25 protein-coding genes are annotated in these 23,553 nt (G+C 63.6%); 9 read left to right on the top strand and 16 right to left on the bottom strand.

Annotated features, from left to right (window positions below):
- Positions 1–26: 26 nt before the first annotated feature.
- Together FJ974_RS02695 and FJ974_RS02690 are read right to left on the bottom strand one after the other, a co-directional pair.
- Positions 27–1,955, bottom strand: coding sequence for a bifunctional 5-dehydro-2-deoxygluconokinase/5-dehydro-2-deoxyphosphogluconate aldolase (locus FJ974_RS02695; protein WP_140530968.1), 1,929 nt, complete (start codon positions 1,953–1,955; stop codon positions 27–29).
- A gap of 155 nt (positions 1,956–2,110) precedes the next feature.
- Positions 2,111–2,956, bottom strand: a complete 846-nt coding sequence (locus FJ974_RS02690; RefSeq protein ID WP_181177041.1) for a MurR/RpiR family transcriptional regulator — start codon at positions 2,954–2,956, stop codon at positions 2,111–2,113.
- Positions 2,957–3,115: 159 nt separating this feature from the next.
- On the opposite strand from FJ974_RS02690, the gene FJ974_RS02685 reads away from it, so the two are divergent.
- Positions 3,116–4,225 (top strand): Gfo/Idh/MocA family protein, encoded by a 1,110-nt coding sequence (locus FJ974_RS02685; RefSeq protein ID WP_140530973.1) that lies wholly within the window; start codon positions 3,116–3,118, stop codon positions 4,223–4,225.
- Positions 4,226–4,548: 323 nt separating this feature from the next.
- Here FJ974_RS02685 and FJ974_RS02680 read toward each other — a convergent pair whose 3' ends face one another.
- Complete coding sequence (locus FJ974_RS02680) at positions 4,549–5,250, bottom strand: helix-turn-helix transcriptional regulator (protein WP_140530976.1); 702 nt, start codon at positions 5,248–5,250, stop codon at positions 4,549–4,551.
- 129 nt (positions 5,251–5,379) lie between these two features.
- Here FJ974_RS02680 and FJ974_RS02675 point away from each other — a divergent pair, with 129 nt between their 5' ends.
- Positions 5,380–6,015, top strand: a complete 636-nt coding sequence (locus FJ974_RS02675; protein ID WP_140530978.1) for a LysE family translocator — start codon at positions 5,380–5,382, stop codon at positions 6,013–6,015.
- 29 nt (positions 6,016–6,044) lie between these two features.
- Here the strand turns inward: FJ974_RS02675 and FJ974_RS02670 are convergent, their stop codons facing one another.
- From FJ974_RS02670 to FJ974_RS02635, 8 genes are all read right to left on the bottom strand, one after another.
- Positions 6,045–7,139 (bottom strand): 3-deoxy-7-phosphoheptulonate synthase, encoded by a 1,095-nt coding sequence (locus FJ974_RS02670; protein WP_140530981.1) that lies wholly within the window; start codon positions 7,137–7,139, stop codon positions 6,045–6,047.
- 434 nt (positions 7,140–7,573) lie between these two features.
- Positions 7,574–7,837 (bottom strand): type II toxin-antitoxin system Phd/YefM family antitoxin, encoded by a 264-nt coding sequence (locus tag FJ974_RS02665; protein WP_140530983.1) that lies wholly within the window; start codon positions 7,835–7,837, stop codon positions 7,574–7,576.
- Positions 7,838–7,946: 109 nt separating this feature from the next.
- Positions 7,947–8,741: an SDR family oxidoreductase gene (locus FJ974_RS02660; protein ID WP_140530986.1), complete on the bottom strand. Its 795-nt coding sequence runs from the start codon at positions 8,739–8,741 to the stop codon at positions 7,947–7,949.
- 44 nt (positions 8,742–8,785) lie between these two features.
- Positions 8,786–9,778: an inositol 2-dehydrogenase gene (iolG, locus tag FJ974_RS02655; RefSeq protein ID WP_140530989.1), complete on the bottom strand. Its 993-nt coding sequence runs from the start codon at positions 9,776–9,778 to the stop codon at positions 8,786–8,788.
- A 101-nt stretch (positions 9,779–9,879) separates the two neighbouring features.
- Positions 9,880–10,650: an ATP-binding cassette domain-containing protein gene (locus FJ974_RS02650; protein ID WP_140530991.1), complete on the bottom strand. Its 771-nt coding sequence runs from the start codon at positions 10,648–10,650 to the stop codon at positions 9,880–9,882.
- Positions 10,651–10,652: 2 nt separating this feature from the next.
- Positions 10,653–11,729, bottom strand: a complete 1,077-nt coding sequence (locus tag FJ974_RS02645; RefSeq protein WP_140530994.1) for an ABC transporter permease — start codon at positions 11,727–11,729, stop codon at positions 10,653–10,655.
- Between the two features lie 198 nt (positions 11,730–11,927).
- Positions 11,928–12,869: a sugar ABC transporter substrate-binding protein gene (locus FJ974_RS02640; RefSeq protein ID WP_140530996.1), complete on the bottom strand. Its 942-nt coding sequence runs from the start codon at positions 12,867–12,869 to the stop codon at positions 11,928–11,930.
- A 370-nt stretch (positions 12,870–13,239) separates the two neighbouring features.
- On the bottom strand, positions 13,240–14,271 hold the full coding sequence (locus tag FJ974_RS02635; RefSeq protein WP_140530999.1) for a LacI family DNA-binding transcriptional regulator: 1,032 nt from the start codon (positions 14,269–14,271) through the stop codon (positions 13,240–13,242).
- A 175-nt stretch (positions 14,272–14,446) separates the two neighbouring features.
- Here FJ974_RS02635 and FJ974_RS02630 point away from each other — a divergent pair, with 175 nt between their 5' ends.
- The 3 genes from FJ974_RS02630 to FJ974_RS02620 are packed head-to-tail and all read left to right on the top strand — an operon-like array spanning position 14,447 to position 17,149.
- The gene (locus FJ974_RS02630) at positions 14,447–15,553 is read left to right on the top strand and encodes a fatty acid desaturase family protein (protein WP_140531001.1); all 1,107 of its coding nucleotides are present in this window, start codon (positions 14,447–14,449) and stop codon (positions 15,551–15,553) included.
- 46 nt (positions 15,554–15,599) lie between these two features.
- Positions 15,600–15,914 carry a MocE family 2Fe-2S type ferredoxin gene (locus FJ974_RS02625; RefSeq protein ID WP_140531004.1) on the top strand — a complete coding sequence of 105 codons (315 nt, stop codon included), beginning with the start codon at positions 15,600–15,602 and terminating at the stop codon, positions 15,912–15,914.
- A 5-nt stretch (positions 15,915–15,919) separates the two neighbouring features.
- Positions 15,920–17,149 (top strand): NAD(P)/FAD-dependent oxidoreductase, encoded by a 1,230-nt coding sequence (locus FJ974_RS02620; RefSeq protein ID WP_140531007.1) that lies wholly within the window; start codon positions 15,920–15,922, stop codon positions 17,147–17,149.
- Between the two features lies 1 nt (position 17,150).
- Here FJ974_RS02620 and FJ974_RS02615 read toward each other — a convergent pair whose 3' ends face one another.
- The 5 genes from FJ974_RS02615 to hslV form a co-directional block, all read right to left on the bottom strand.
- The gene (locus FJ974_RS02615; RefSeq protein WP_140531009.1) at positions 17,151–18,107 is read right to left on the bottom strand and encodes a DUF1402 family protein; all 957 of its coding nucleotides are present in this window, start codon (positions 18,105–18,107) and stop codon (positions 17,151–17,153) included.
- A 156-nt stretch (positions 18,108–18,263) separates the two neighbouring features.
- A complete protein-coding gene (gene hslU, locus FJ974_RS02610) occupies positions 18,264–19,577 on the bottom strand; it encodes an ATP-dependent protease ATPase subunit HslU (RefSeq protein WP_140531012.1) in 1,314 nt (437 codons plus the stop codon).
- A gap of 5 nt (positions 19,578–19,582) precedes the next feature.
- The gene (locus FJ974_RS02605; protein ID WP_140531014.1) at positions 19,583–20,182 is read right to left on the bottom strand and encodes a DUF2585 domain-containing protein; all 600 of its coding nucleotides are present in this window, start codon (positions 20,180–20,182) and stop codon (positions 19,583–19,585) included.
- Positions 20,183–20,187: 5 nt separating this feature from the next.
- Positions 20,188–20,712 carry a GNAT family N-acetyltransferase gene (locus FJ974_RS02600; RefSeq protein ID WP_140531017.1) on the bottom strand — a complete coding sequence of 175 codons (525 nt, stop codon included), beginning with the start codon at positions 20,710–20,712 and terminating at the stop codon, positions 20,188–20,190.
- Positions 20,713–20,762: 50 nt separating this feature from the next.
- Positions 20,763–21,314: an ATP-dependent protease subunit HslV gene (hslV, locus tag FJ974_RS02595; protein ID WP_140531019.1), complete on the bottom strand. Its 552-nt coding sequence runs from the start codon at positions 21,312–21,314 to the stop codon at positions 20,763–20,765.
- 218 nt (positions 21,315–21,532) lie between these two features.
- Here hslV and hisB point away from each other — a divergent pair, with 218 nt between their 5' ends.
- The 4 genes from hisB to FJ974_RS02575 are packed head-to-tail and all read left to right on the top strand — an operon-like array spanning position 21,533 to position 23,551.
- Positions 21,533–22,129 (top strand): imidazoleglycerol-phosphate dehydratase HisB, encoded by a 597-nt coding sequence (hisB, locus tag FJ974_RS02590; protein WP_140531022.1) that lies wholly within the window; start codon positions 21,533–21,535, stop codon positions 22,127–22,129.
- A gap of 4 nt (positions 22,130–22,133) precedes the next feature.
- On the top strand, positions 22,134–22,604 hold the full coding sequence (locus FJ974_RS02585; protein WP_140531024.1) for a DUF2628 domain-containing protein: 471 nt from the start codon (positions 22,134–22,136) through the stop codon (positions 22,602–22,604).
- Between the two features lie 5 nt (positions 22,605–22,609).
- The gene (gene hisH / locus FJ974_RS02580) at positions 22,610–23,260 is read left to right on the top strand and encodes an imidazole glycerol phosphate synthase subunit HisH (protein ID WP_140531027.1); all 651 of its coding nucleotides are present in this window, start codon (positions 22,610–22,612) and stop codon (positions 23,258–23,260) included.
- Positions 23,261–23,551 carry a DUF1330 domain-containing protein gene (locus FJ974_RS02575; RefSeq protein ID WP_140531030.1) on the top strand — a complete coding sequence of 97 codons (291 nt, stop codon included), beginning with the start codon at positions 23,261–23,263 and terminating at the stop codon, positions 23,549–23,551.
- Positions 23,552–23,553 lie beyond the last annotated feature (2 nt).

Here is a 23,553-nt window from a genome sequence, read left to right as displayed (position 1 = left end):
TCCTCCGCAGTCCTTCAGCGGTCTTCTTATGCTGCCTTACGGCCGCGCGCGGCAAGCCATGCCTCGGTCAGCTGCTCGAAGCGCGATGCCATGTCGGCGACAGCCTCGTCATCCGACATCCTGCCGGCCAGCCATTGTTCGGCGGCGTTGATGAAGATGGTGCGGCCGACGGCGAAGCCTTTGACGATTGGTGCATTTGCGGTGGCGGCGAAGGCGGCGACCAGCTCGTCCTGCGGCGCCTCCAGCCCGAGCAGCACGACGCCGCGGCACCAGGGGTCGTTCTTCAGGATCACCGCTTCGATCTTCGCCCAGGCGCCGGCGGAGGCCTGCGGCTCCAGCTTCCACCAGTCGGGCTTGATGCCCAGCGCATAGAGTTCCTCCAGCGCACGCGGAACGGTGGTGTCGTCGAGCTTGCCATGCTTGCCGGCGATGATCTCGACCAGCAGTTCGCGGCCGACCTTGCGCGCGGCTTCGAACAGGCTGAGCAGCTTCTGCTGCTGCTCCAGCTTCAGCGCCTCAGGATCGTCCGGATGATAGAAGCACAGGCACTTGATGCAGTGCTCGACCGGCCACTCGGCGAGCTGCGAGCCGATGTCCTGCGAGAATTCAAAACGCAGCGGCCGCGAGCCTGGCAGTTCGACCGGACGGCCAAGCCAGGCGAAGGGATGGCGGGCGAATTCGAACATCGCGTCGCGGCCGTATTTCTCGTCGAGCAGCATGCCGTAGCCGTCGCGGCCGGCGGCAATCCTTGCCGCCGCCTTGACGGTCAGCACCTTGAAATCGGCGATGCGTGATGAATCGGCCCCGACCTTAGCCGCCACATCCTCCAGCTGGACGCGGTGGTCGCAGGCCAGCGCCATCAGCGAGGGAATGTCGCGCCGGCGCGTGGTGGCCCAGTGGATGTGGTTGATCGCCTCGTCCTTGCGCAGCGCCAGATGCCTGCTGCCTTGCTTCAAGAAGAACTGCAGCTCCTCGAAGGTCGGATATTCCGGCGCGCAGAGCAGGCGCGACACCGCGAAGGCGCCGCAGGCATTGGCCCAGGTCGCGGCCGTGGCAAAACTTTCGCCGCCGAGCCAGCCGCGCAGGAAGCCCGACATGAAGGCGTCGCCGGCGCCAAGCACGTTATAGACCTCGATCGGAAAACCCTTGCCGACGACGCCGTCCTCGAGATCGTCGCTGATCGGTCCGTCATAAACGATGCAGCCCATGGCGCCGCGCTTGAGCACAATGGTGGCCGGGGACAGCGCGCGGATGGTCTTCAGCGCGCTCAGGCAATCGTCGGCGCCCGAGGCGATCATGATCTCTTCCTCAGTGCCGACGATGAGGTCGCAATCGGGCAGCACCGTCCTCAGCTGCGCCGAGACGCGGTCCGACTTGACGTAGCGCTCAAAACCCTCGGCATGGCCGGCAAGGCCCCAGAGGTTCGGACGGTAGTCGATGTCGAACACCACCTTGCCGCCTTTGGCCTTCATGATGCGGATCGCCTTGCGCTGGGCGGCATCGGAATTGGGACGCGAGAAATGCGTGCCGGTGACGACAACCGCGCGTGCCGAGGCGATGAACGCCTCGTCGATATCCTCTTCCGCCAACGCCATGTCGGCGCAATCGGTGCGATAGAAGATCATCGGCGAGACGCCTTCGCTCTCGACCGACAGCAGCACAAGCGCGGTCAGCCGCTCCTTGTCGGTCTTCAGGCCGTCGACCGAAACGCCTTCGCGCCGGAGTTGCTCGCGGATGAAGCGGCCCATCTGCTCGTCGCCGACGCGGGTGAGCAGCGCCGAGCGCAATCCGAGCCTGGCGGTGCCGACCGAGATGTTGGCCGGGCAGCCGCCGATCGACTTGGCGAAGGAGGTGATGTCCTCCAGCCGCGAGCCGATCTGCTGGCCGTAGAGGTCGACCGAGGCGCGGCCGATGGTGATGACGTCGAGCGGTTTCGCTTCCACGGCTTCGCCCATTCGAACCTCCCATCGGCCTTGTTGTATCGAGCAACGTTGTTGTGGGTAACACGCGCGAGCGGCAACGTGGCGCCGGCAATATGAAATAATAATTCCAATCCATAGTCAATATGGAATGAGCGTTCCCCGACCGAAAAAGGCGGATGCGAGGCCGTTCAGGCCTTGCGCTTGCGGCCGGCGTCGCGCCGCTTCTCGCCAACGGCAACCGTTAGCGCCATGGCCAGCGCCATCGTCGCCGACAAGGAGCGGAAGCCGCCGAAATCGGCCTCGGCGACCTCGAACCAGACTTTTGCGAACTGGGCGAGCGGCGAGAACGAGGAGTCGGTGATGGCGACGATCGGAACGCCCTGCTCGGCGATCGAGCGCGTCTCCTCGATGGTCGCCGGCGCATAAGGCGAGAAGCTGATGGCGATGACGGCGTCCCTCGGCGTGGCGAAGCCGATCATCTCGGCATTCAGTCCGGCGGCCGACTCGATCAGCTGGTTGCGGATCTTCAGCTTGCCCAGGGCGTAGGCGATGTATGACGCCACCGGATAGGAGCGGCGCTTGGCCAGCAGGTAGATGGTCTCGGCTTTGGCCAGCAGCGCAATCGCTTCCTCGAAATGTGCGTCGTTGAGCGCCCGCGAAATATCGTTGAGCGAGGTGCTGGCGGCGGCGACAAAGCCGTCGAAGATCGCCCGGTGCCCAGCCCCTTCCTCGGCCTTGGCGCGCAAGGCCGCCAATCGCTCGTCATAAGAGGAATTGCGTTCGCGCAGGCGCTCGCGAAACACCTGCTGCAGGCTGGTGAAGCCGTCGAAGCCGAGCTGCTGGGCAAAACGGATCAGCGTGGAGGGCTGGACGCCGGCCGAGGCGGCGATGCTGGCGGCCGTGCCGAAGGCGATGTCGTCGGGATTGTCGAGGGCGTAGGCAGCAATCTGGGCGATGCGCTTGGGCAGGTTATGGCGGCGCTCCAGGATCGTCGCGCGCAGCGTCTCGAAGTCGCGAGGCACCCGTTCGTCCATCGTCGCTTCGCCCCCGCTCATCTGCCGATGTCTTCTCCTGCCCCATCATAGCAAGTTTGCGCAAGAACACCATAAAAAATGATTTGGACGTTCCATTCCCTCCGGAAATGGACTAACTCATCCATACAGAATTCCTTCCCCTTCATCGGAGACATCGACATGGTCGGAGTGGGCCTCATCGGTACGGGCTTCATGGGCAAGTGCCACGCGATTGCCTGGAACGCGGTCGGCACGGTCTTTCCCGATGTGCCCAAGCCGCGACTGGTGCATCTCGGCGAGATCAATGACGACCTCGCCAGGCGCAAGGCCCGCGAGTTCGGCTTCGCCAGGGGTTCCGGCGACTGGCGCGCCGTCGTCAACGACCCGGAAGTCGATGTCGTTTCCTTGACCACGCCCAACCAGTTCCATCCGGAAATGGCCATCGCCATCCTCGAAGCCGGCAAACATCTGTGGTGCGAAAAGCCGATGGCGCCGAGCTTCGCCGAGGCCGAGGCGATGGCCAAGGCGGCGAAGGCATCCGGCAAGGTCGCCGTGCTCGGCTACAACTACATCCAGAACCCCGCCATCCGCCATATCGGCGCGCTGCTCGAGGAGAAGGTGATCGGCGACGTCAATTTGCTGCGCATCGAGATGGACGAGGATTTCATGGCCGATCCCGAAGCGCTGTTCTTCTGGAAGCATGAGGCTGCCTCCGGCTATGGCGCGCTCGACGATTTCGCCGTGCATCCGCTGTCGCTGATCAAGGTGCTGTTCGGCCGTGTTTCGCGCGTGATGTGCGACATGGCCAAGCCCTATGCGGACCGCAAGGTCGCTTCGGGCGGGCGCCGCGCGGTCGAAACCTACGACATCGCCAGCGTGCTGATGCATCTCGAAAACGGCGTCGCCGGCACGCTCTTGGTCAACCGCTCGGCCTGGGGCCGCAAGGGCCGCATCGCCATCCAGATCTTCGGCTCGAAAGGCTCGATCCTCTACGACCAGGAGCGGATGAACGAATTCCAGCTCTACCTCACCGCCGACCGGCCGACGGAGCAAGGCTACCGCACCGTGCTGGTGGCGCCGCACCACAAGCCCTACGACTCCTTCCTGCCGGCGCCGGGCCATGGGCTGGGCTTCAACGACCTCAAGATGATCGAATGCCGCGAGCTCTTGACCCGGATTGCCGGCAAGCCGGCGCGGATCATCGACTTCGATGAAGGGCTGGAGATCGAGCGCACCGTGCATGCGATGGCGAGGTCTTTCCAGGAACAGCGCTGGATGGATGTGAGGTGATTCACGTCGTTCGCCGACACGAAGAAGGTGCCGGCTTTCTCCGCAGACAAGATTCCATCGTTCATCTCAGTGAACCATCCCAAACATTCGCAATTGGCTGAAGCCTCCCCCAACGTCGTCATCCTCGGGCTTGACCCGAGGATCCATTCCGTGACCTATGACCTAAATTGCAACGGTGCAGAATTCTGTAACCGTTGCAACGCCTTAGCGTCACGGAATGGATCCTAGGGTCTGCGCGCGTCGCTTCGCTCCTTGCTTCGCCCTAGGATGACGAACCGATGGACGTTTGGGCCAATCTCCAAAGCATGCGACCTGCGATGTGCTTAGTTGCCGCCTGCCGGCGCGTTGATCTCCCAGCCGTCGACCCACATCTGCCGCAACCGGTCGCCTTCGCCCTTGAACAATAGGCCGGTCGGCTGGCAGCCATCGATGCGGTCGCTGCGGAAATTGCGGATGGCCTGGCGGAGTTCGCACCAGGCAACGGTGTTTGCTGTCTCGGCATAATAGATCAGCGCGATCGGGCGGATGATGCGCCGGGTCAAACGACCTGCTTCATCGCGATAGGAGAGGTCGAGCTTCTCCTCGTCACGGATGGCGCGGCGGACCAGGGCGAGATCGACGGCCGACGCGGAAGGCGCAGCAAAACCCCAAGCGTGAAGCGCGTTGGCATCGAGCGTCTGCCGCAAAGGTGGCGGCACCGCGCCGGCGATCTTGGCGCCGACGCGCTTTGCGGCCTGCTTCAGCTCGTCGTCGCCGGTGCGTTCCAGCAGCGCCAGCGACAGCACGATCGCCTCCATCTCCTCGATCGAAAACATCAGTGGCGGCAGGTCGAAGCCGGGGCGCAGGATGTAGCCGATGCCGCGGCCGCCCTCGATCGGCAGGCGCATTGCCTGCAACGCGGCGATGTCGCGATAGACGGAGCGCACCGTCACCTCAAGTCGCTCGGCGATCATTGCCGCCGTCACCGGCTTCCTGGCCAGCCGCAGGATCTGGATGATCTCGAACAGGCGCGACGCCTTGCGCATTTCTTCACTCAAGCTCGAAGGCAACTGACACTACACCGTCAGTTGGGATCACCTATACGGCCTGCCTATCAAATTGAAAATCAACAGATTCGGCTGCGGCTTCGCCGTGCGAGACGCCAGGCAACTGACATGAGCTACACGGAAAACCTCTGGCTGTTCTTCATCCTGCTGTTCGGCATCATCGCCGTGCCGGGCATGGACATGCTGTTCGTGCTGGCCAATGCGCTGACCGGCGGCCGCGACAGGGGATTGGCGGCCACCGGCGGCATCATGCTGGGCGGCATGGTGCACACGCTGAACGGCGCCGTCGGCGTCGGGCTGCTCATGCATTTCGTGCCGATCCTGTTCAAGCCGCTGCTGATTGCCGGCGCCGCCTACATGGCCTACATCGGCATCACGCTGATGCGCAGCTCCATTACCGTCGGCGAGAATGCGCCCGCCGGCAGCCGCACCGCCTGGAAAGCCTTTCGCCAGGGGCTGGTGACCTGCCTGATCAATCCAAAGGCCTATCTTTTCGTACTAGCCGTCTATCCGCAGTTCCTGAAGCCCGCCTACGGTCCGATCTGGATGCAGGCGACCGTCATGGGGCTGCTGACGGTGCTTACACAGGCCGCCATCTATGGCGGGCTTGCGATCACCGCCGGCCGCAGCCGCGACCTGCTGGTCGCCAATCCGCGCGCGACCGCTGTCGCCGGCCGGGCGGCCGGGCTGCTTTTGTTCGCGGTCTCGGTGTTCACCGCATGGGAGGGACTGAGGGCGGCGTGATCCGCCGCCCTTCGGCACCGGTGGTCGCGTCAGGCGGCCCCCTGCCGGTTGTCATCCATCATGGCGCGCCGCGCCGAGCGGCGCCACTCGACGGCTCCGGCAAGGCCGTGCAGCACGGTCTCGGTGGTCGCCCAATCGATGCAGCCGTCGGTGATGCTCTGGCCATAGACGAGCGGCTTGCCGGCCACCACGTCCTGGCGTCCGGCGACGAGATTGCTCTCGATCATGACGCCGATGATGCGCTCGTCGCCTGCCGCGACCTGGCCAGCGACGTCGGCCGCCACCTTCGGCTGGTTTTCCGGCTTCTTGCCGCTGTTGGCGTGGCTGACGTCGATCATCAGCCGCGGCGCTACGCCGATGCGGCCGAGCTCGGCGGCGGCCGCTTCCACGTTCGCCGCATCATAGTTGGGCTGGATGCCGCCACGCAGGATGACATGGCAATCCTCGTTGCCGGTGGTTGCCGCGATGGCGCTGCGTCCGCCCTTGGTCACCGCCATGAAATGATGCGGCTGGGCGGCCGACTTCACCGCTTCCGCCGCAATTCTGAGATTGCCGTCGGTGCCGTTCTTGAAGCCGACCGGACAGGAGAGCCCCGAGGCGAGCTCGCGGTGGATCTGGCTTTCGGTGGTGCGAGCGCCGATGGCGCCCCAGGCGACGAGATCGGCGATGTATTGCGGGATGGTCATGTCGAGGAATTCGGTCGCCGCTGGCAGGCCGAGATTGTTGACGGCCGACAGCACGTTGCGCGCCATGCGCAGCCCCTTTTCGATGTTGAAGCTGCCGTCGAGGTCGGGGTCGTTGATCAGGCCCTTCCAGCCGACCGTGGTGCGCGGCTTCTCGAAATAGACGCGCATGACGATCTCGAGCCGGTCGGCCAGGGTCTCGCGCAGCGCCGCCAGACGGCTGGCATAGTCCACGGCGGCGACCGGATCGTGGATGGAACAAGGGCCGACGATGACAACAAGTCGATCGTCGGCCCCGGTCAAGATGGAATGGATGGCGTTGCGTGACGTGGCAATTGTGCGCGTTGCCGTCAGCGTGCGCGGTATTTCGCGCATCACTTGTTCCGGCGTGCTCAGCGCCCTGATTTCGGTGACCCGAAGGTCGTCGGTGGTGGTCAACACGGCTTTCTGCTCCTGGTTAGGAGACCTGCCGGCTGAAACAAAAAAGCCGCCAGGTCTGGCGGCTTGTCGGATTTTTGATCTGCAATCTTCAGATCGAGCGTAATCCTCCCGCCGCCAGCGAGCTGCTAAAGTACCAATAGGTGGCGGACAGGTTGATCATGCGGCTCATATAGTCGATGCGGGGGTGTTTGTCACGTGGGTGATGAGAGCCAATCGGAATGGCCGAACCTCGCGATTTCGTCATCCCAGGGCGAAGCAGGAGCGAAGCTCCGTCGCGGAAGACCCTGGGATCCATTCCGTGACCTTGGCCGAGGAATGCATCCGAGCAAAATTCTGCGCCGCTGCGACGCTTCAAAGTAACGGCATGGATCCTCGGGTCTGCGCGCGTCGCTTCGCTCCTTGCTCCGCCCGTGGATGACGAAGTGAGTAGCGATTCATACCGGCAGATCACGCAGTTCGTCGTGTTGACGTTCAAAGTCCAAATCGGCACCACGCAGTGGTGATTCCAACAGGAATTCCGCAAGCGTACCCTTTCGCCCGGTCTTTCGAAGCCATTCTTCGGCCGACACGACAACCACGCTTGGTTTGCCGTTTTCGATGATCGTTTGCGGCGCGTACCGCGCCCGCTCGATAACCTCGGCGAACTGGGCTTTTGCCTCGGCGACAGTCCAACTGGTATGTTCGGGCGCAGACATCATTCCACCCCCATGATTGTTCGGATTTATAACTATGAGGGAAAGGCAACGCTGCGGCAACCGACAGACATGGGGGCTCTAGGCCCGCGCACCGTTACGCCGAAGCCAGCTGCTACTCTCCGATCACGCCGGCGATGTTCTGGTCGTAGTCGACCAGCGAGCCGGTCATGACGCCGGCCTGCGGGCTGAGCATATAGGTGATCAGCCGGGCGAGCTGCGCCGGCTTGACCAGCTGGCCCATGGGCTGCGAAGCCTCGGCCTTTGCCAGCCAGTCGTCGGGTGCTGCGTGCCATTTCTTCTGCACGATGTCCTCGCCTTCGGTGTCCATCCAGCCTGGCAGCACGGCGTTGCAGCGGATGCGGTTCTTCCGGTAGGCGCTCGCGACATTCTTGGTCAGCGTCATCAGCGCGCCCTTGCTGGTCGAATAGGGTGTCAGGAAGGACTGGCCGGCATGCGCCGACATCGACAGCACATTGACGATCGAGCCGGGCGCCTTGCGTTCCAACAGATGCGCGACAAGGCCCTGCATCAGGAAGAAAGGGCCGCGCACATTGGTGGCGAAGATCTGGTCGAAAAGCTCTTCGCCGGTTTCGACCAGCGAGCCCCGCGCCGAGGTGGCGGCGGCGTTGACCAGCGCGTTGATGGCGCCGAAGTGGGAAATCGCCGTTGCGACCGCGCGCTTGCAGTCGGCAACGCTGGCGACATCGGCACTGATGAAGATGGCGTCGACGCCAGATTTCTTGAGCGCGGCGACGGCCTTGTCGCCCTTGTCCTGCGAGCGGCCGATCAGCGCCAGCGCGCGGCAGCCCTCGTCGGCCAGCGCCTCGGCGACAGCGAAGCCGATGCCCTGCGCGCCGCCAGTAACGATGGCGCGCGTTTGTGAATTGCGACCGGCTGAACCGTTCATCGCTCTGCTCCTGTGTGTTCGCTACAACAACGGTTTGGGCGCGTTTAGCCGATGCGGATCGTCTTGCCCGTCTTCGCCGATTCCAGCGCCGCATCGGCCAGCCTCAGCGCGATCAGCCCGTCCTTGCCGCTCGGCGCGGCCTTCTTGCCCGACGTCGCAGCGGCGATGAAGGCGGCGATCTCGTTGGCGTAGGCGTCGAGATAGCGGGTCATGAAGAAATCGTGCAGCGGCGGGCGCGTGTAGCCCTTGTCGTTGGCGAGCTCGATCGACACCGGCCGCTGGTTCTCCGCCGCGACCATGCCCTTGGAGCCATGCACCTCGATGCGCTGGTCGTAGCCGTAGGTGGCGCGGCGCGAATTGGAGATGACGGCCTGCTTGCCCGACGCGGTTTCCAGAATGACGCTGACCGAGTCGAAATCTCCGGCCTCGCCGATTTTCTTGTCGACCAGCACCGAGGCGTGCGCGCTGACCGCGACAGGCTCCTCGCCGAGCAGGAAGCGCGCCATGTCGAAATCATGGATGGTCATGTCGCGGAAAATGCCGCCGGAGCGGGCGATATAGTCGAGCGGCGGCGCGCCCGGATCGCGCGAGGTGATGGTGACCATCTCGACGGCGCCGATGGCGCCGTCGTCGATCGCCTTGCGCACGGCGGCGAAATGCGGGTCGAAGCGGCGGTTGAAGCCGACCATCAGCGTCGCCTTGGCCTTCTCGACCACGGCCAGGCATTTTTCGACGCGCTCGACGTCGAGGTCGATCGGCTTCTCGCAGAAGATCGCCTTGCCGGCTCTGGCGAAGCGCTCGATCAGATCGGCATGCGTATCGGTCGGCGTGCAGATGATGACGGCATCGATGTCCTTGGCTTGCTCGATGGCATCGATCGTGCGCACCTCGGCGCCATAAGCAGACGCCAGGTCGGTTGCCGCCTTCTCGAAGGCGTCGGCGACGGCGACCAGTTTTGCATCGGGGTTCGAGCCGACGGCGCGGGCATGCACCTTGCCGATGCGGCCGGCGCCGAGAAGAGCGAAGCGGAGAGTCATGGAATGTCCTTTGAGGGGTGGTTCTGAAAACTTTCCCGTGCCTCTCGGGCACGGGGATTTGCTGATCGCGGCGGATCGCTTCCGATCCGCCGCAAGACCTGTCAGGCGGCGGCGAGCTCCGCCTCTCCGGTCTTGGCGCCGGTGATGTAGGCGACGATATCCTGCCCGTCGGTGTTCTCCTTGCGCAGATTGGCGACGATGCGGCCGCGCCGGAAGACGACGATGCGATCGCAAAGATCGAACACCTGCCGCATGTTGTGGCTGATCAGGATCAGCGGCTCGCCATTAGCCTTGAGCGTGCGGATGATGTTTTCGACCTGCGCCGTCTCCTGCACGCCGAGCGCGGCCGTCGGCTCGTCCATGATGATCAGCTTGGAGGCGAAGGTCGCCGTCCTGGCGATCGCCACGCACTGGCGCTGCCCGCCCGACATGTGGCGGATGGTGCTGGAGAGGTTGGGTATCTTCACCGCAGTGCGCACCAGTGCCGCCTCGGTCGCCCTGCGCATCGCCTTGCGGTCGAGGATCGAGAACGGGCCGAGGTTGAACAGCACCTTCTCGCGGCCGAGGAAGAGGTTCGACGGCACGTCGAGGTCGTCGGCCAGCGCCAGGTTCTGGAACACCGTCTCGATGCCGGCCTCGCGCGCCTCGATCGGGCCGTTGAAATTCACTTCCTTGCCGTCGAACCAAATCTTGCCGTCGGTGCGCTGCTCGACGGCGGTGATCTGGCGCACGAAGGTCGACTTGCCGGCGCCGTTGTCGCCCATGATGGCGACATGCTCGCCCTTGCGCAGCTCGAAATTCGCGCCGTCCAGCGCATGCACGCCGCCATAGCGCTTGGTCAGGTTTTCGGTCTTCAGGACGATGTCCGACATGGTCAAGCCCTCAATGCCCGCATGCGTTGGCGCCACTGGTCCAGAACCACCGCGCCGACGATGATCACGCCCTTGACCATCTCCTGGTAATAGGCGTCGAGGCGCAGGAAGGTGAAACCGGAGATGATGACGCCGAAGATCAGCGCGCCGATCACCGTGCCGATGATCGAGCCGCGGCCGCCCGACAGCGAGACGCCGCCGATGACCGCCATGGCGATGGCGTCGAGCTCGTACATCACGCCCATGCCGGACTGGGCGGTGAGGTTCTTCGAACAGAGAACCACCGCGGCGAGCGAGGCGAGGATGCCGGCGATGACATAGACCAGCACCTTGTGGTTGGCGATCTTGATGCCGGACATGCGCGCGGCGTCCTCGTTGGAGCCGATCGCGTAACAATGCTTGCCGTATCGGGTGTAGGTCAGGATCAGCTGGAACAGCACCGCCAGCGCCAGGAAGATGATGACAGGTCTCGCGCCGATGCTGATCGCGGCGAAACTGTCGGTTGGAAACGAAATCGGCTGGCCCTTGGACCACCATTTGGCGATGCCGCGCGCGGTGATCATCATGCCGAGCGTGGCGATGAACGGCGGAATGCGGGTGTAGGCGATCAACAAACCGTTGACGAGGCCGGCCAGCAGGCCGCAGCCGATCGCGACCAGCACCGGCACGATGACCGGCAGGTCGGTCCAGCCCTGCGCCAGGAACATCGCCTTGGGATTGGGGTTGCCGTTGACCGTCGCCACCTGGGCGAAGCTCATGGCGATCATCGCGGTCGCGCCGACGACAGAACCCGAGGACAGGTCGATGCCGCCGGTGATGATCACCTGCGTCACGCCGATGGCGATGATGCCGACGATCGACACCTGCAGGATGATGATCTGCAGGCGGGCTTCGTTGAAGATTCCGGAAACGTTCTCGCGGGTGTTGAACAGGAAACTGTCGCCGAGAAAAATCCGGCCGATCAGTTCGAAGATGACGACAAGGATGACGAGCGCCAGGAAGACGTTGAACTCCGCCGGCCATGAGCGCTTCTTGGCATCATAGGCCAGCCCGCCGACGCCATGGGATGTCTGTGACACGTCTTTTCCTCCGTCAGCCGCTGTGGCCTCTCGCGCCTCAAGGCGCGAGGACGACGGAGCGGCGCCGCCAGAGCGGTTCGTCGTTTCATAGAAACGCCAACCCGCTCTATCTCCTTATTTGGTCGCAATTCCGGACGGAAAACCGTTTCACACTTTTCCTGGAATTGCTCCAGCGAGCGCCGCTCCGATATCCGCGGCTCAGTTCTTCTTCAGGAACTTGTCGATGTTCGCGGGCGTGACGAGCTGGAAGGGGACATAGACCTTGTGCTCGACCTTTTCGCCCTTGGACAGCTTCAGCGCCGCATCCAGCGCGCCCTTGCCTTGGCCGGCCGCGTCCTGGAACACGGTCGCATCGAGGTCGCCGGCCTGCATGGCGGCAAGCGCATCCTGGGTGGCATCGACGCCGCCGACGACAACCGACTTCATGTCGATGTTGGCGGCCTTCATCGCCTGAATGGCGCCGATGGCGCTTTCGTCATTGTTGGCGATGACGCCGTCGAACGGCTTGCCGGTCGAAAGCCAATTGGTCATCAGGTTCTGGGCCTGGTCGCGATCCCAGTTCGAGGTCTGCTTATCGATGATCTTGATGAAGCTGCAGTCCGGCGTGGCGATGACGTCGTCGATGTCCTTGGTGCGCTGCACGGCGGCCTGGTTGGAAAGCTCGCCCATGATGACATAGACATTGGCTTCCTTCTTGCCGGCCTCCTTGAACAGGCGGCAGATTTCCTTGGTTTCGAGCGTGCCGGAATCGGCCTCGTTCGAAGCGACGAAGGCCTGGTTATCGGGCAGCTTATCGACATTGACCGGCTGGCGATTGACATAGACCAGCGGGATCTTGGCAGCGGCGGCGGCATCGGACATCGCCTGCGTAGCCGAGGTGTCGACCGGGTTGACGATGATGGCGTCGACGCCCGAGGCGGCGAAGTTCTTGATCTGGTCGAGCTGCTTGGCGACGTCGTTCTGCGCATCCTCGACCTGCAGCTGGACGCCGTTCATGCCCTTGGCCTGCTCGATCATGCCGTTGCGCAGCACGGTCAGGAAATTGTCATCGAATTTGGCCATCGACACGCCGATCTTGGCGGCGAAAGCGGATGAACTCATCAGCGCTGCAAAAGCGACGCCCAAAATAAGTTTCTTCATTTTGTTTCTCCTCCACTTGGTGTCCGGCTGCACCGATTGAACCGGAATCCCCGTTTTCCCGGGGAATCTCTCCCGACGGCGTCCTCGCTCCGACGGCGTTCCGCCATGCAATGGAACGCCAAGGCCTCCGTTTGAAACAGACGTTCCGGAACGAAAGAACCAAAATGCCTAGTTGGTGAAATATTTATTCCATTTCGCCGGGAGACGTCAAGGGCGATTCGGAATGACCATGCCGGTTTTTCGATGCTGGCCGCGCGGGGCGGAGGTCGTGGCGGAACCGACGCGCTGCCTTTGAGCGAAACCAGAGCGAATTTAAACCGTGAAAGAATCCTATCAGGCTGATGGATCACACCATCCCCGGGGAATTCTCTTAAATATTTTCCGGCAGATAGATGTCGAAGGGCAGAAAAGTCTGGCCGGGCGCATTGGCGGCGCCGCTCTCGATGGCATGCGCCATTAGCCCGACCAGCTCGCGGCAAAGCGCTGCAAGCGGCGTCGAGATGACCATGGTGAGGATGTTGTCGGCAAGTGCGGCGCGCGATGTGGCGTCGATCTCATTGCAGATGACCACGGGCATGTCTGCCGGCTTTGCTGTCCTGAGCGCAGCGACCGCGCCTTCCATGCCGCCGCCGGCGACATAGCAGCCGGCGAGATCCGGGTGTCGCGCCAGAAGATCGAGCATCGCATCATGCGTCACCTGGCTGGCTTCCAGATTGACTAGCGTCTCCATCACGGTGAAGTCCGGGGCATGCTCGCGGAAATAGGAGCGGAAGCCGATCTCGCGCAATTCATGGCCGTGGAAGCGGTGGCTGCCGACGAAAAGCGCGACCTTGCCGGACTTCTTCGCCGCCTTGGCGATCATCCAGGCCGCGGTGCGGCCGACCTTGCGGTTGTCGAGGCCGACATAGCCCTCGCGGATGCCGGCGGCGAAGTCGGACAGCAGCGAAAAGACCGGTTGTCCCCTCGCCTTCAGCGACTCCACGACTGCGGTCAGGGTCGGATGGTCCGGGCCGACAACGGCGATGGCCCTCGATTTCGCGGCCAGCTTGCGCATCTGGGCGGCGATCTCGTCGGGCGCCAGTGACGTGGCGAAGTCGATCGTCGCGGTGCCGCGGAAGCGCTGCGACTGCGAGACCGCAAGTTCCAGCTCGCGCGCGAAATCGCCGTAGAAGACGTCGTTGCCGCGCAGAAGCAGGAAACCGAGACGGTATTCCGGCAGTTCCTGGCGCATGCGCTGCTTGATCAGGCCGGCGGCGTGATAGCCGATATCGGTCGCGGCCTCGTAGACGCGGCGCGCCGTTTCCTCGCGCACCGGCAAGCGATTGTTCAGCACCCTATCGACGGTCGCGACACTGAAACCGGAAGCGCGCGCGAGATCGGTGATTGTCGGCCGCTTTGCCATGAATGCTCCATCGTCTGTCCGACTCATGGTAGCTCATTTTGATAGGAAATGATAGAAACTATCTTTGTGACGTTGAGACTATCATGGCTTGGCGCTATGGTGAAGTGGAAGCCAGCCATGCGCGAACCCGGCACCGCCAGGGGCCATTCGCCAAGTGCTGATGGAGGACCCCGCAATGACGGCAATCACGTCTCCGGCATTGTCCGGACGCGACTACAGCCTGACCGGCCGTGACGCCCGGCTCGCAGTCGAGAACGGGCTTGCGGCGGCCGAGTGGTATCATACCGAGATCCCGCGCAAGCAGATGAAGGAGCTGATGCAGCGCTCCGACCAGCCGGCGATCCGCGACACCATCATCTGGCTGGCGGCGCTGATTGCCAGCGGCGCGGGCGGCGCCTGGTTCTGGGGCATGTGGTGGTGCGTGCCGTTCTTCTTCGTCTACGGCACGCTTTATGGCTCCTCGACCGATTCGCGCTGGCACGAGTGCGGCCACGGCACGGCCTTCCGCACGCAGTGGATGAACGATGCCATTTATCAGCTCGCCTGCTTCATGATCATGCGCAATCCGGTGACCTGGCGCTGGAGCCATACGCGCCATCACACCGACACCATTATCATCGGCCGCGACCCGGAGATCGCCGTCATGCGGCCGCCGGACCTTGCCCGCCTGGTCCTGAACTTCTTCGGCATCTTCGACGCCTGGCACGCGATGGCCGATATGGTGCGCAATGCCGCCGGCGTGGTCAGCGCCGCGGAAAAGACCTTCATTCCGGAACAGGAGCAGCCGCGGGCCATTCGCGTCGCCCGCATCTGGCTGATCATCTATGTCGCGACCATCGCCTTGGCGCTTTACCTGCATTCATGGCTGCCGCTGATGCTCGTCGGCCTGCCCCGCCTCTATGGCGCCTGGCATCACGTCATGACCGGGCTGCTGCAGCATGGCGGGCTGGCCGACAATGTCATCGACCACCGCCTGAACAGCCGCACCGTGCTGATGAACCCGATCAGCCGGTTCATCTATTGGAACATGAATTACCATGTGGAGCATCACATGTTCCCGATGGTGCCTTATCACGCGCTGCCGAAGCTGCATGAGCTGATCAAGCACGATTTGCCGGCGCCGACGCCGTCGATCCTGGCCGGCTATCGCGAGATGATCCCCGCCTTCCTGCGCCAGCTGCGCAACGAGGACTATTTCCTCAAGCGCGAGCTGCCGCCGACGGCGAAGCCCTACCGGGAAGAGCTGCACAACGACAATCCGGTGGCGGCGGCGGCCGAGTGACCGGTTCCCGACGCAACCGACAACGAAGAATTCGCCGGAGGACGACATGAGCGACTGGGTCGAGGCCTGCGCGGCCGGAGACATCGACGAAGAGGACGTGATGCGGTTCGATCACGGCGGTCGCACCTTCGCCGTCTACCGCAGCCCGGACGACGAGTATTTCGCGACCGACGGCCTGTGCTCGCATGAGAAGGTGCATCTGGCCGACGGGCTGGTGATGGACGACATCATCGAATGCCCGAAGCACAATGGCCGCTTCAATTACAAGACCGGGGCCGCGCGCGGCGCCCCGGCCTGCGTCAACCTCAGGACCTATCCGGTCAAGATCGATGCCGGCAAGATCCTGATCCAGATCGGGTGATCGCCATGCGGGCGGGGATGGTGATCATCGGCGCAGGTGAGTGCGGCGGCCGCGCCGCGCTTGCCCTGCGCGATCTCGGCTATGAAGGACCGGTGACGCTGGTCGGCGACGAGCCGCATCTGCCCTATGAGCGGCCGCCGCTGTCGAAAGAGGCGATGACCGGCGAGGTGCCGGCGATCAAGACGATCGCCAGCGACGAACTGCTCGCCGAACGGTCGATCCGGCACGTCCATTCCGTCCGGGCCGCCGCGATCGACCGCGCCGGCCATGTCGTGCGCCTGTCGGACGGTTCTTCGCTGCCCTATGCAAAGCTGCTGCTCGCGACCGGATCCTTGCCGCGCAAGCTGCCGATGCCGGGCCTCGGCGGGCGCTGCGTCTATCTCAGGACCTTCAACGACGCACTCGCCATCCGCGCCCATCTCAACCCCGGCAACCGCGTCGCCATCATCGGCGGCGGCTTCATCGGCCTCGAGCTTGCCGCGGCGGCGCGCAAGCTCGGCGCCGCCGTCACGGTCATCGAGGCGCAGCCGCGCATCCTGATGCGCGGGGTGCCGGCCGAAATCGCCGAAATCATCCATAAGGCGCACGAAGCCGAAGGCGCGAGGGTGCTGACCGGCCAGGGGATCGCGTCGATCTCGGACAGCGGCACCGAGGTGCGCATCACGCTTGCCGACGGGCAGGAGGTCGTCGCCGATCTCGCGGTGATCGGCATCGGCGCCGTGCCGGTGACCGCGCTTGCCGCCGAGGCAGGCCTTGCGATCGACAATGGCATTGCCGTCGACGACCAGTTGCGCACCGCCGACCCGGACATTTTCGCCGCCGGCGATTGCTGCTCGTTTCCACTCGCGATCTATGGCGGCCGGCGGGTGCGGCTCGAAGCCTGGCGCAACGCGCAGGAGCAGGGCGCGCTTGCCGCCAGGAACATGCTGGGCGCCGGCGAGGTTCATGCCGCCGTGCCGTGGTTCTGGTCGGATCAGTACGGGCTCACCCTGCAGATCGCCGGGCTTTCGGACGAAGGCCGCTCGACCGTGCGGCGCGACCTCGACGGCGGCGCCTTCATCCTGTTCCATCTGGCCGAAGACGGCAGGCTGGTGGCGGCGAGCGGCATCGGCCCGGGCAATGCGGTGGCGCGTGACATCCGCCTGGCGGAAATGCTGATCGGCAGACGAGCGAAGCCGGCGCCGGAGGCGCTGGGATCGCAGGCGGTGAAGCTGAAATCGCTGCTGGCGGCCTGAGCTAGAAAAGCGCCTTCAGCTCGTCCAGCTTGTCGTTGACCAGCCAGCCGTAATAATTCTCCTCGGGCAGCTTTTCCGCTTCGCCGGCGGCGCGGCGCTTGGCGTTTTCGGCCTTCAGCGCATAAGCGCGCTGCTCGGGGTTGCCGACATTGTAGAGCGTGGCGGTGATACCCGGATTGTTCGAGATGTCGAAGCCGGCGATGCTCTTATACGCATCGATCGACTTCCGGATCGTCGCGGCGACGTAAGGCAGCGTCAGATCCGGATCCATGATGGTCTTGTAGACCGAATTGGGATCGCCGACATCGAGCTTGGGCAGGCCGGACACCTTGTGGACGAGATCGCTCATCTGCAGCGCCGTCAGCGGGTTGAGCTGGCCGAGGCCGAAGGTCTGGCCGGCATAATAGGGCTGGAAGAAGGTGGCGCCGAATCGGTCGTTGGGGAAATTCTCGCCGCCGACGCTTTTGCCGCGGAAGGAATGGTTCCAGACCTGCTCGCGGCATTCCCACAAATCGTAGCTGTCGCTCAGGCCGGCGCATTTCTTGAACTCCGGCCGCTGCACGAATTCGCTGACGTCTTCGCCATCATAGGCAAAGGAGAGCTTGCTTCCCAGATAGGAGATCGCCTTGACGTAATAGGTCTGCAGCCGGTCATAGGCGTCGACATTGTAGGTGTGCTCGCCGACGATGGCGCCGACGATATGCATCGGATCGATGCCATAGGTCGCGGCTGCCTTCCTGATCTTGGCACGCAGATCGGCGTCGTTCTGCAACAGCGCGTAGACCTTGCGGTACTTGGCCTGGAAAGTGGTGTTGGTGGCCTGGGTACGCCGGCTGGAGGCGCCCGGTATGTCGGGTTGGACGGCGTTGCGGTTGCCGGGCGGAACCATGGTCGCGGCATCGGCCGTTGCCACAGCCGCCGCCAATGCCAGGCCGAGAAAAAGAAATATGCGTTTCATGCGCCGCCGCCTCTGAATCGGCCGCAAACTAGGTAAAGCGCCCTGGAGAGTCGAGAGACGGCAGCAATTCTGTCGCCAAGAATGGTGGCCGATTGCTTCCATTTGGCCACACTTTGCATTTCGGGCCGGCATGATGACCGGCCCGAAAGACCCTGGCTAAAGAATAAACCGCGACAGGTCGGTGTTGCGCGACAGGTCGCCGACATGCTTCTGCACATAGTCGGCATCGATGGTGACCGTCGTGCCGTTGCGGTCCGGCGCGTCATAGGAGATCTCGTCCAGCACCCGCTCCATCACCGTCTGCAGGCGCCTGGCGCCGATGTTCTCGACGCTGGCGTTGAGATCGACGGCGATGCCGGCGAGCGAATCGATGGCGTCGTCGGTGAAGGTCAGGTCGACACCTTCCGTCTTCATCAGCGCGATATACTGCTTGATCAGGCTCGCCTCGGTCTCGGTCAGGATACGGACGAAATCCTCCTTCTCCAGCGCGCGCAGTTCGACGCGGATCGGCAGGCGGCCCTGCAGTTCCGGCAAAAGGTCCGACGGCTTGGAGACATGGAAGGCGCCCGAGGCGATGAACAGCACGTGGTCCGTCTTGATCGGCCCGTATTTGGTCGCAACCGTCGTGCCTTCGACCAGCGGCAGCAGGTCGCGCTGCACGCCTTCACGTGAAACGCCGGCGCCGATGCCGCCTTCGCGCGAGGCGATCTTGTCGATCTCGTCGATGAAGACGATGCCGTCATTCTCGGCCGATTCCAGCGCGCGGCGCACCACCTCGTCCTGGTCGAGCAGCTTGTCGGATTCGTCGTTTATCAGAAGCGCGTAGGATTCCTTCACCGTCGTCTTGCGGCTCTTGGTCTTGCGGCCGCCCATCGCCTTCGACAGCATGTCGTTGATGTTGAGCACGCCGATATTGGCGCCCGGCATGCCGGGGATTTCGAAACCGGGCATGCCGCCGGTGCCGGTGTCGGCCACCTCGATCTCGATCTCCTTGTCGTCGAGCTCGCCGTCACGCAGCTTCTTGCGGAAACTATCGCGCGTGGCCGGGCTCGCCGTCTTGCCGACCAGCGCTTCCAAGACGCGCTCCTCGGCATTGATGTGGGCGCGCGCCTTGACGTCCTCGCGCATCTTCTCGCGCACCAAGCCGATGGCGACCTCGACCAGGTCGCGCACGATCTGCTCGACGTCGCGGCCGACATAGCCGACCTCGGTGAACTTGGTCGCCTCGACCTTGACGAAGGGCGCGCCGGCGAGCCGCGCCAGGCGGCGCGAGATCTCGGTCTTGCCGACGCCGGTCGGGCCGATCATCAGGATGTTCTTCGGCATCACTTCTTCGCGCATCTGGCCTTCCAGCTGCTGGCGGCGCCAGCGGTTGCGCAAGGCGATGGCCACGGCGCGCTTGGCGTCCTTCTGGCCGATGATGAAGCGGTCGAGTTCCGAAACGATTTCGCGGGGGGAGAAGGTGCTCATAATACTCAAATTCCACTTTGCCACTGCTTGATGGACTCGAACGGATGCAGCAGCATGATCACGTTGAGCGTCAGATTGTCCCGGATGATGTAGCCCGTGCCGAACTCGAAAATGAGCGCCAGGGCAACGACCATCCATATAGGAAGCTTTCGCGCCATCACAAATCCCAGCACCATGGCCAGCGTGTCGGACACGGAGTTGATGATTGAGTCGCCGTAATAGTTGAGCGAAATGGTGCCGGCGCGGTAGCGGTCAATGATGAAGGGGCTGTTTTCCAGCAGCTCCCAGCCGCCTTCGATGAGCACGGCGAAGGCGAGCCTCAGCCCGACCGGCGAGCGCGGAAACACGAATGTGGCCAGCGCATAGAACAGGAAGCCGTGGATGATATGCGAGAAAGTGTACCAGTCGGCGATGTGCTGGGAGTTCTCCGAGCTGTTGACCACGCCGTGCCAGAGCTTGACGTAGCCGCAGGTGCAGATCGGCGGATGGCCCATGCCGTAAAGGGCGCCGGCCTGGAAAATGACCAGCGCCAGCACCAGCAGCAGGCCCATGCGCCAGCTGTCTTCATAGGCGGAAAGCGTCCTGCCTTCCCCGGATGCGGTCATTGTCGTCAGTTCCCCTCTTGCGTGTCGGCTTCGGCCGCGTCGACGGCCATCAGCACGACGTCCCCATATTCCGAATGCCGGCGGCCGATCGGCCTGAAGCCGGCCTTTTGATAGGCGCGGATGGCGCGACCGTTGTCGGGATGCGGATCGATGATGACGCGCGGCGCGCCTTCCTCGAAAAGCGCTTCGACGAACTGGCGCACGATCGCCGAGCCATGGCCGATGCCGACCAGCTCCGCCGGGCCGATCGACAGATCGATGCCCAGCGTGCCGAAGGGCTGGTCGGCATAGGGATGGTCGTCTTCCAGATGCGGATCGTAGCTTTGCAGATAGGCGATCGGCCTGCCGTCGAGCTCGACGATCAGCGGCTCGACCGAAACCGAGTCGATGTGCTCGCGGATCTCGGCGATTTCCTTATCCGGATCGTCCCACCATTCGGCGATATGCGGTGCGGCCAGCCAGCCGGCGATCATCGGCAGGTCCTTTTCGGTGACCGGCCGAAAATCGTAGCTATCTTCCTGTTCGACCATGATCTTTTCCAAAAACCGGTTCCCGCTTTTTGGGATCATGGCCGGCTGCCTCAACCCGCATCGAGCGTTTCGACGACGAAATTGTTGTTGGTGTAGACGCAGATGTCGGAGGCGATCTGCATCGCCTTGCGGGCGATCTCCTCGGCATCCTTGTCGGTGTCCATCAGCGCGCGGGCCGCGGCCAGCGCATAGTTGCCGCCGGAGCCGATGGCCATGACGCCATGTTCGGGCTCCAGCACGTCGCCGGTGCCGGTGAGCGCCAGCGAGACCGACTTGTCGGCGACCAGCATCATCGCTTCCAGGCGGCGCAGATAACGGTCGGTGCGCCAGTCCTTGGCAAGCTCGACACAGGCGCGGGTCAGCTGGTCGGGATATTGCTCAAGCTTGGCCTCGAGCCGCTCGAGAAGGGTGAAGGCGTCCGCCGTGGCGCCGGCAAAACCGGCAATGACATTGCCGCCCTTGCCAATGCGGCGGACCTTGCGGGCATTGCCTTTCATGATGGTCTGGCCAAGGCTGACCTGGCCGTCGCCGGCGATCACGACCTTGTTGCCCTTGCGCACGGTGACGATGGTCGTGGCGTGCATGGTGAGTTCATTCGACATTTCCGGCTCCGATTCGCGCTATCCCTTTAAAAAGGCGATTGGCGCGGTACGAGTGAGTTTGATCGGCCATATGTATGCATGAGGCAGGTGATTGCAAACTGCCGCCGGCAGGGCCGATACCGCCCGGAATGGCAACTGGCAATCGCCGGATCATGCTGATAGAAGGCTTTCGTTTTCAAGCCCCGGAGCCTCCGTGCGCGGGCAAAAAGGACAGAGCGATGACGCGTTCGGCCGAAGTCAGCCGCAAGACCAGGGAAACCGAGATTTCCGTTTCGGTTCATGTCGACGGCACCGGCAAGTCGGACATTTCGACCGGCGTCGGCTTCTTCGACCATATGCTCGACCAGCTGTCGCGCCATTCGCTGATCGACATGACGGTGAAGGCCAAGGGCGACCTCCATATCGACGACCACCACACGGTCGAGGATACCGGCATCGCGCTCGGCCAGGCGCTGGGCAAGGCGCTGGGCGAGCGGCGCGGCATCATACGCTATGCCTCGATCGAGCTTGCCATGGACGAAACGCTGACCAGGGCCGCGATCGATGTTTCGGGCCGGCCGTTCCTGGTCTGGAACGTCGCCTTCTCGTCGCCGAAGGTCGGCACCTTCGATACCGAACTGGTGCGCGAATTCTTCCAGGCGCTGGCGCAGAATGCCGGCATAACGCTGCATGTGACCAACCATTACGGCGCCAACAGTCACCATATCGCCGAAACCTGCTTCAAGGCGGTGGCGCGGGCCTTGCGCGCGGCGCTGGAACCCGATCCGCGCCAGCCGAACGCGGTGCCGTCCACCAAAGGGTCCCTGAAAGGATAACCCGATGGCCACCTATGTCGTCATGGAGCCGCCAGCCGGCAGCAACAGGGCCGACGCGAGCCTGGTGCGCGACAGCTTCACCTGGCTCGGTTTTCTCGTCCCGCCGCTATGGCTCGCCTGGCGCCGGCTGTGGATCGAGGCTGTTCTCGCCTTCGCGGTCATGGCGATGCTGTCGGTGCTCGGCGAGAAACTTGGCCTCGAATGGGCTGGCTCGGCTCTGTCGCTGCTTGTCTCGCTCTATGTCGGGTTCGAGGGACAGGGCCTGCGGATGGCTGCGCTTCGCCGCCGCGGCTGGCGTGAATGGGGGGTGGTCGAGGCCAACAATCTCGGCGACGCCGAAATGCGCCACGCGCTGGAAACCGATGGCGTCGATGAGCCTCCGCCGATGCCGCGCATCGTCCCCGACAGCAACCTGGCGCGTCCGGCGCAGACGGGCATGGCGCTGGGACTGACCCACACGCCGGGAAGGTCCTGAGAGCGATGCGGGTTGCGATCATCGACTACGGCTCGGGCAATCTGCGCTCGGCCACCAAGGCCTTCGAGCGCGCCGCGCATGAGGCGGGCATTGCCGCGGCGATCGAGCTGACCGCCGATGCCGAGCGGGTGCGCAGCGCCGACCGCATCGTGCTGCCCGGCGTCGGCGCCTATGCCGATTGCGCCGCCGGTCTGCACGCCGTCGCCGGCATGTGGGAAGCGGTGGAGGAGGTTGCGATCGTCCGTGGACGGCCGTTTCTCGGCATCTGCGTCGGCATGCAGCTGATGTCCGAACGCGGCCTGGAAAAGACCGTTACAAAGGGCTTTGGCTGGATCGCCGGCGACGTGAAGGAGATTACGCCGGCCGATCCGACGCTGAAGATCCCGCAGATCGGCTGGAACACGATCGAGCTCAAGCGCAAGCATCCACTGTTTTCCGGCATCGAGACCGGTGCCAAAGGATTGCACGCCTATTTCGTCCATTCCTATCATCTGGATGCCCGGAAGGCCGAGGAGGTGCTGGCGGTCGCCGACTACGGCGGGCCTGTGACGGCTGCGGTTGCGCGCGACAATCTTGCCGGCACGCAGTTCCATCCCGAAAAGAGCCAGGCGCTCGGGCTGGCGCTGATCACCAATTTCCTGCGCTGGAGGCCCTAGATGAGCAAGAAAGGCTACTGGATCGCGCTGATCGATGTCCGCGACACGGATGTCTACAAGCAATATATCGAGGCCAATGCCAAGGCCTTCGCAAAGTATGGCGCGAAATTCCCGGTTCGCGCCGGCCGCTACACAAGTCCGGAAGGGCCGACGGGCAACCGCCATGTGGTGGTGGAGTTCGATTCTTACGAGACCGCGCTTGCCTGCTACGAATCGCCCGAATACCAGGAAGCCTTGAAGTTCCGGCTGGCGGCATCGACCGGCCATTTCGTCGTCGTCGAGGGCAGCTGATC

The organism is Mesorhizobium sp. B1-1-8 (genome assembly GCF_006442795.2).
Taxonomy (GTDB): Bacteria; Pseudomonadota; Alphaproteobacteria; order Rhizobiales; family Rhizobiaceae; genus Mesorhizobium.
The sequence above is the reverse complement of the archived record's forward strand: the minus strand, read 5'-3'. Positions and strand labels throughout refer to the sequence as shown.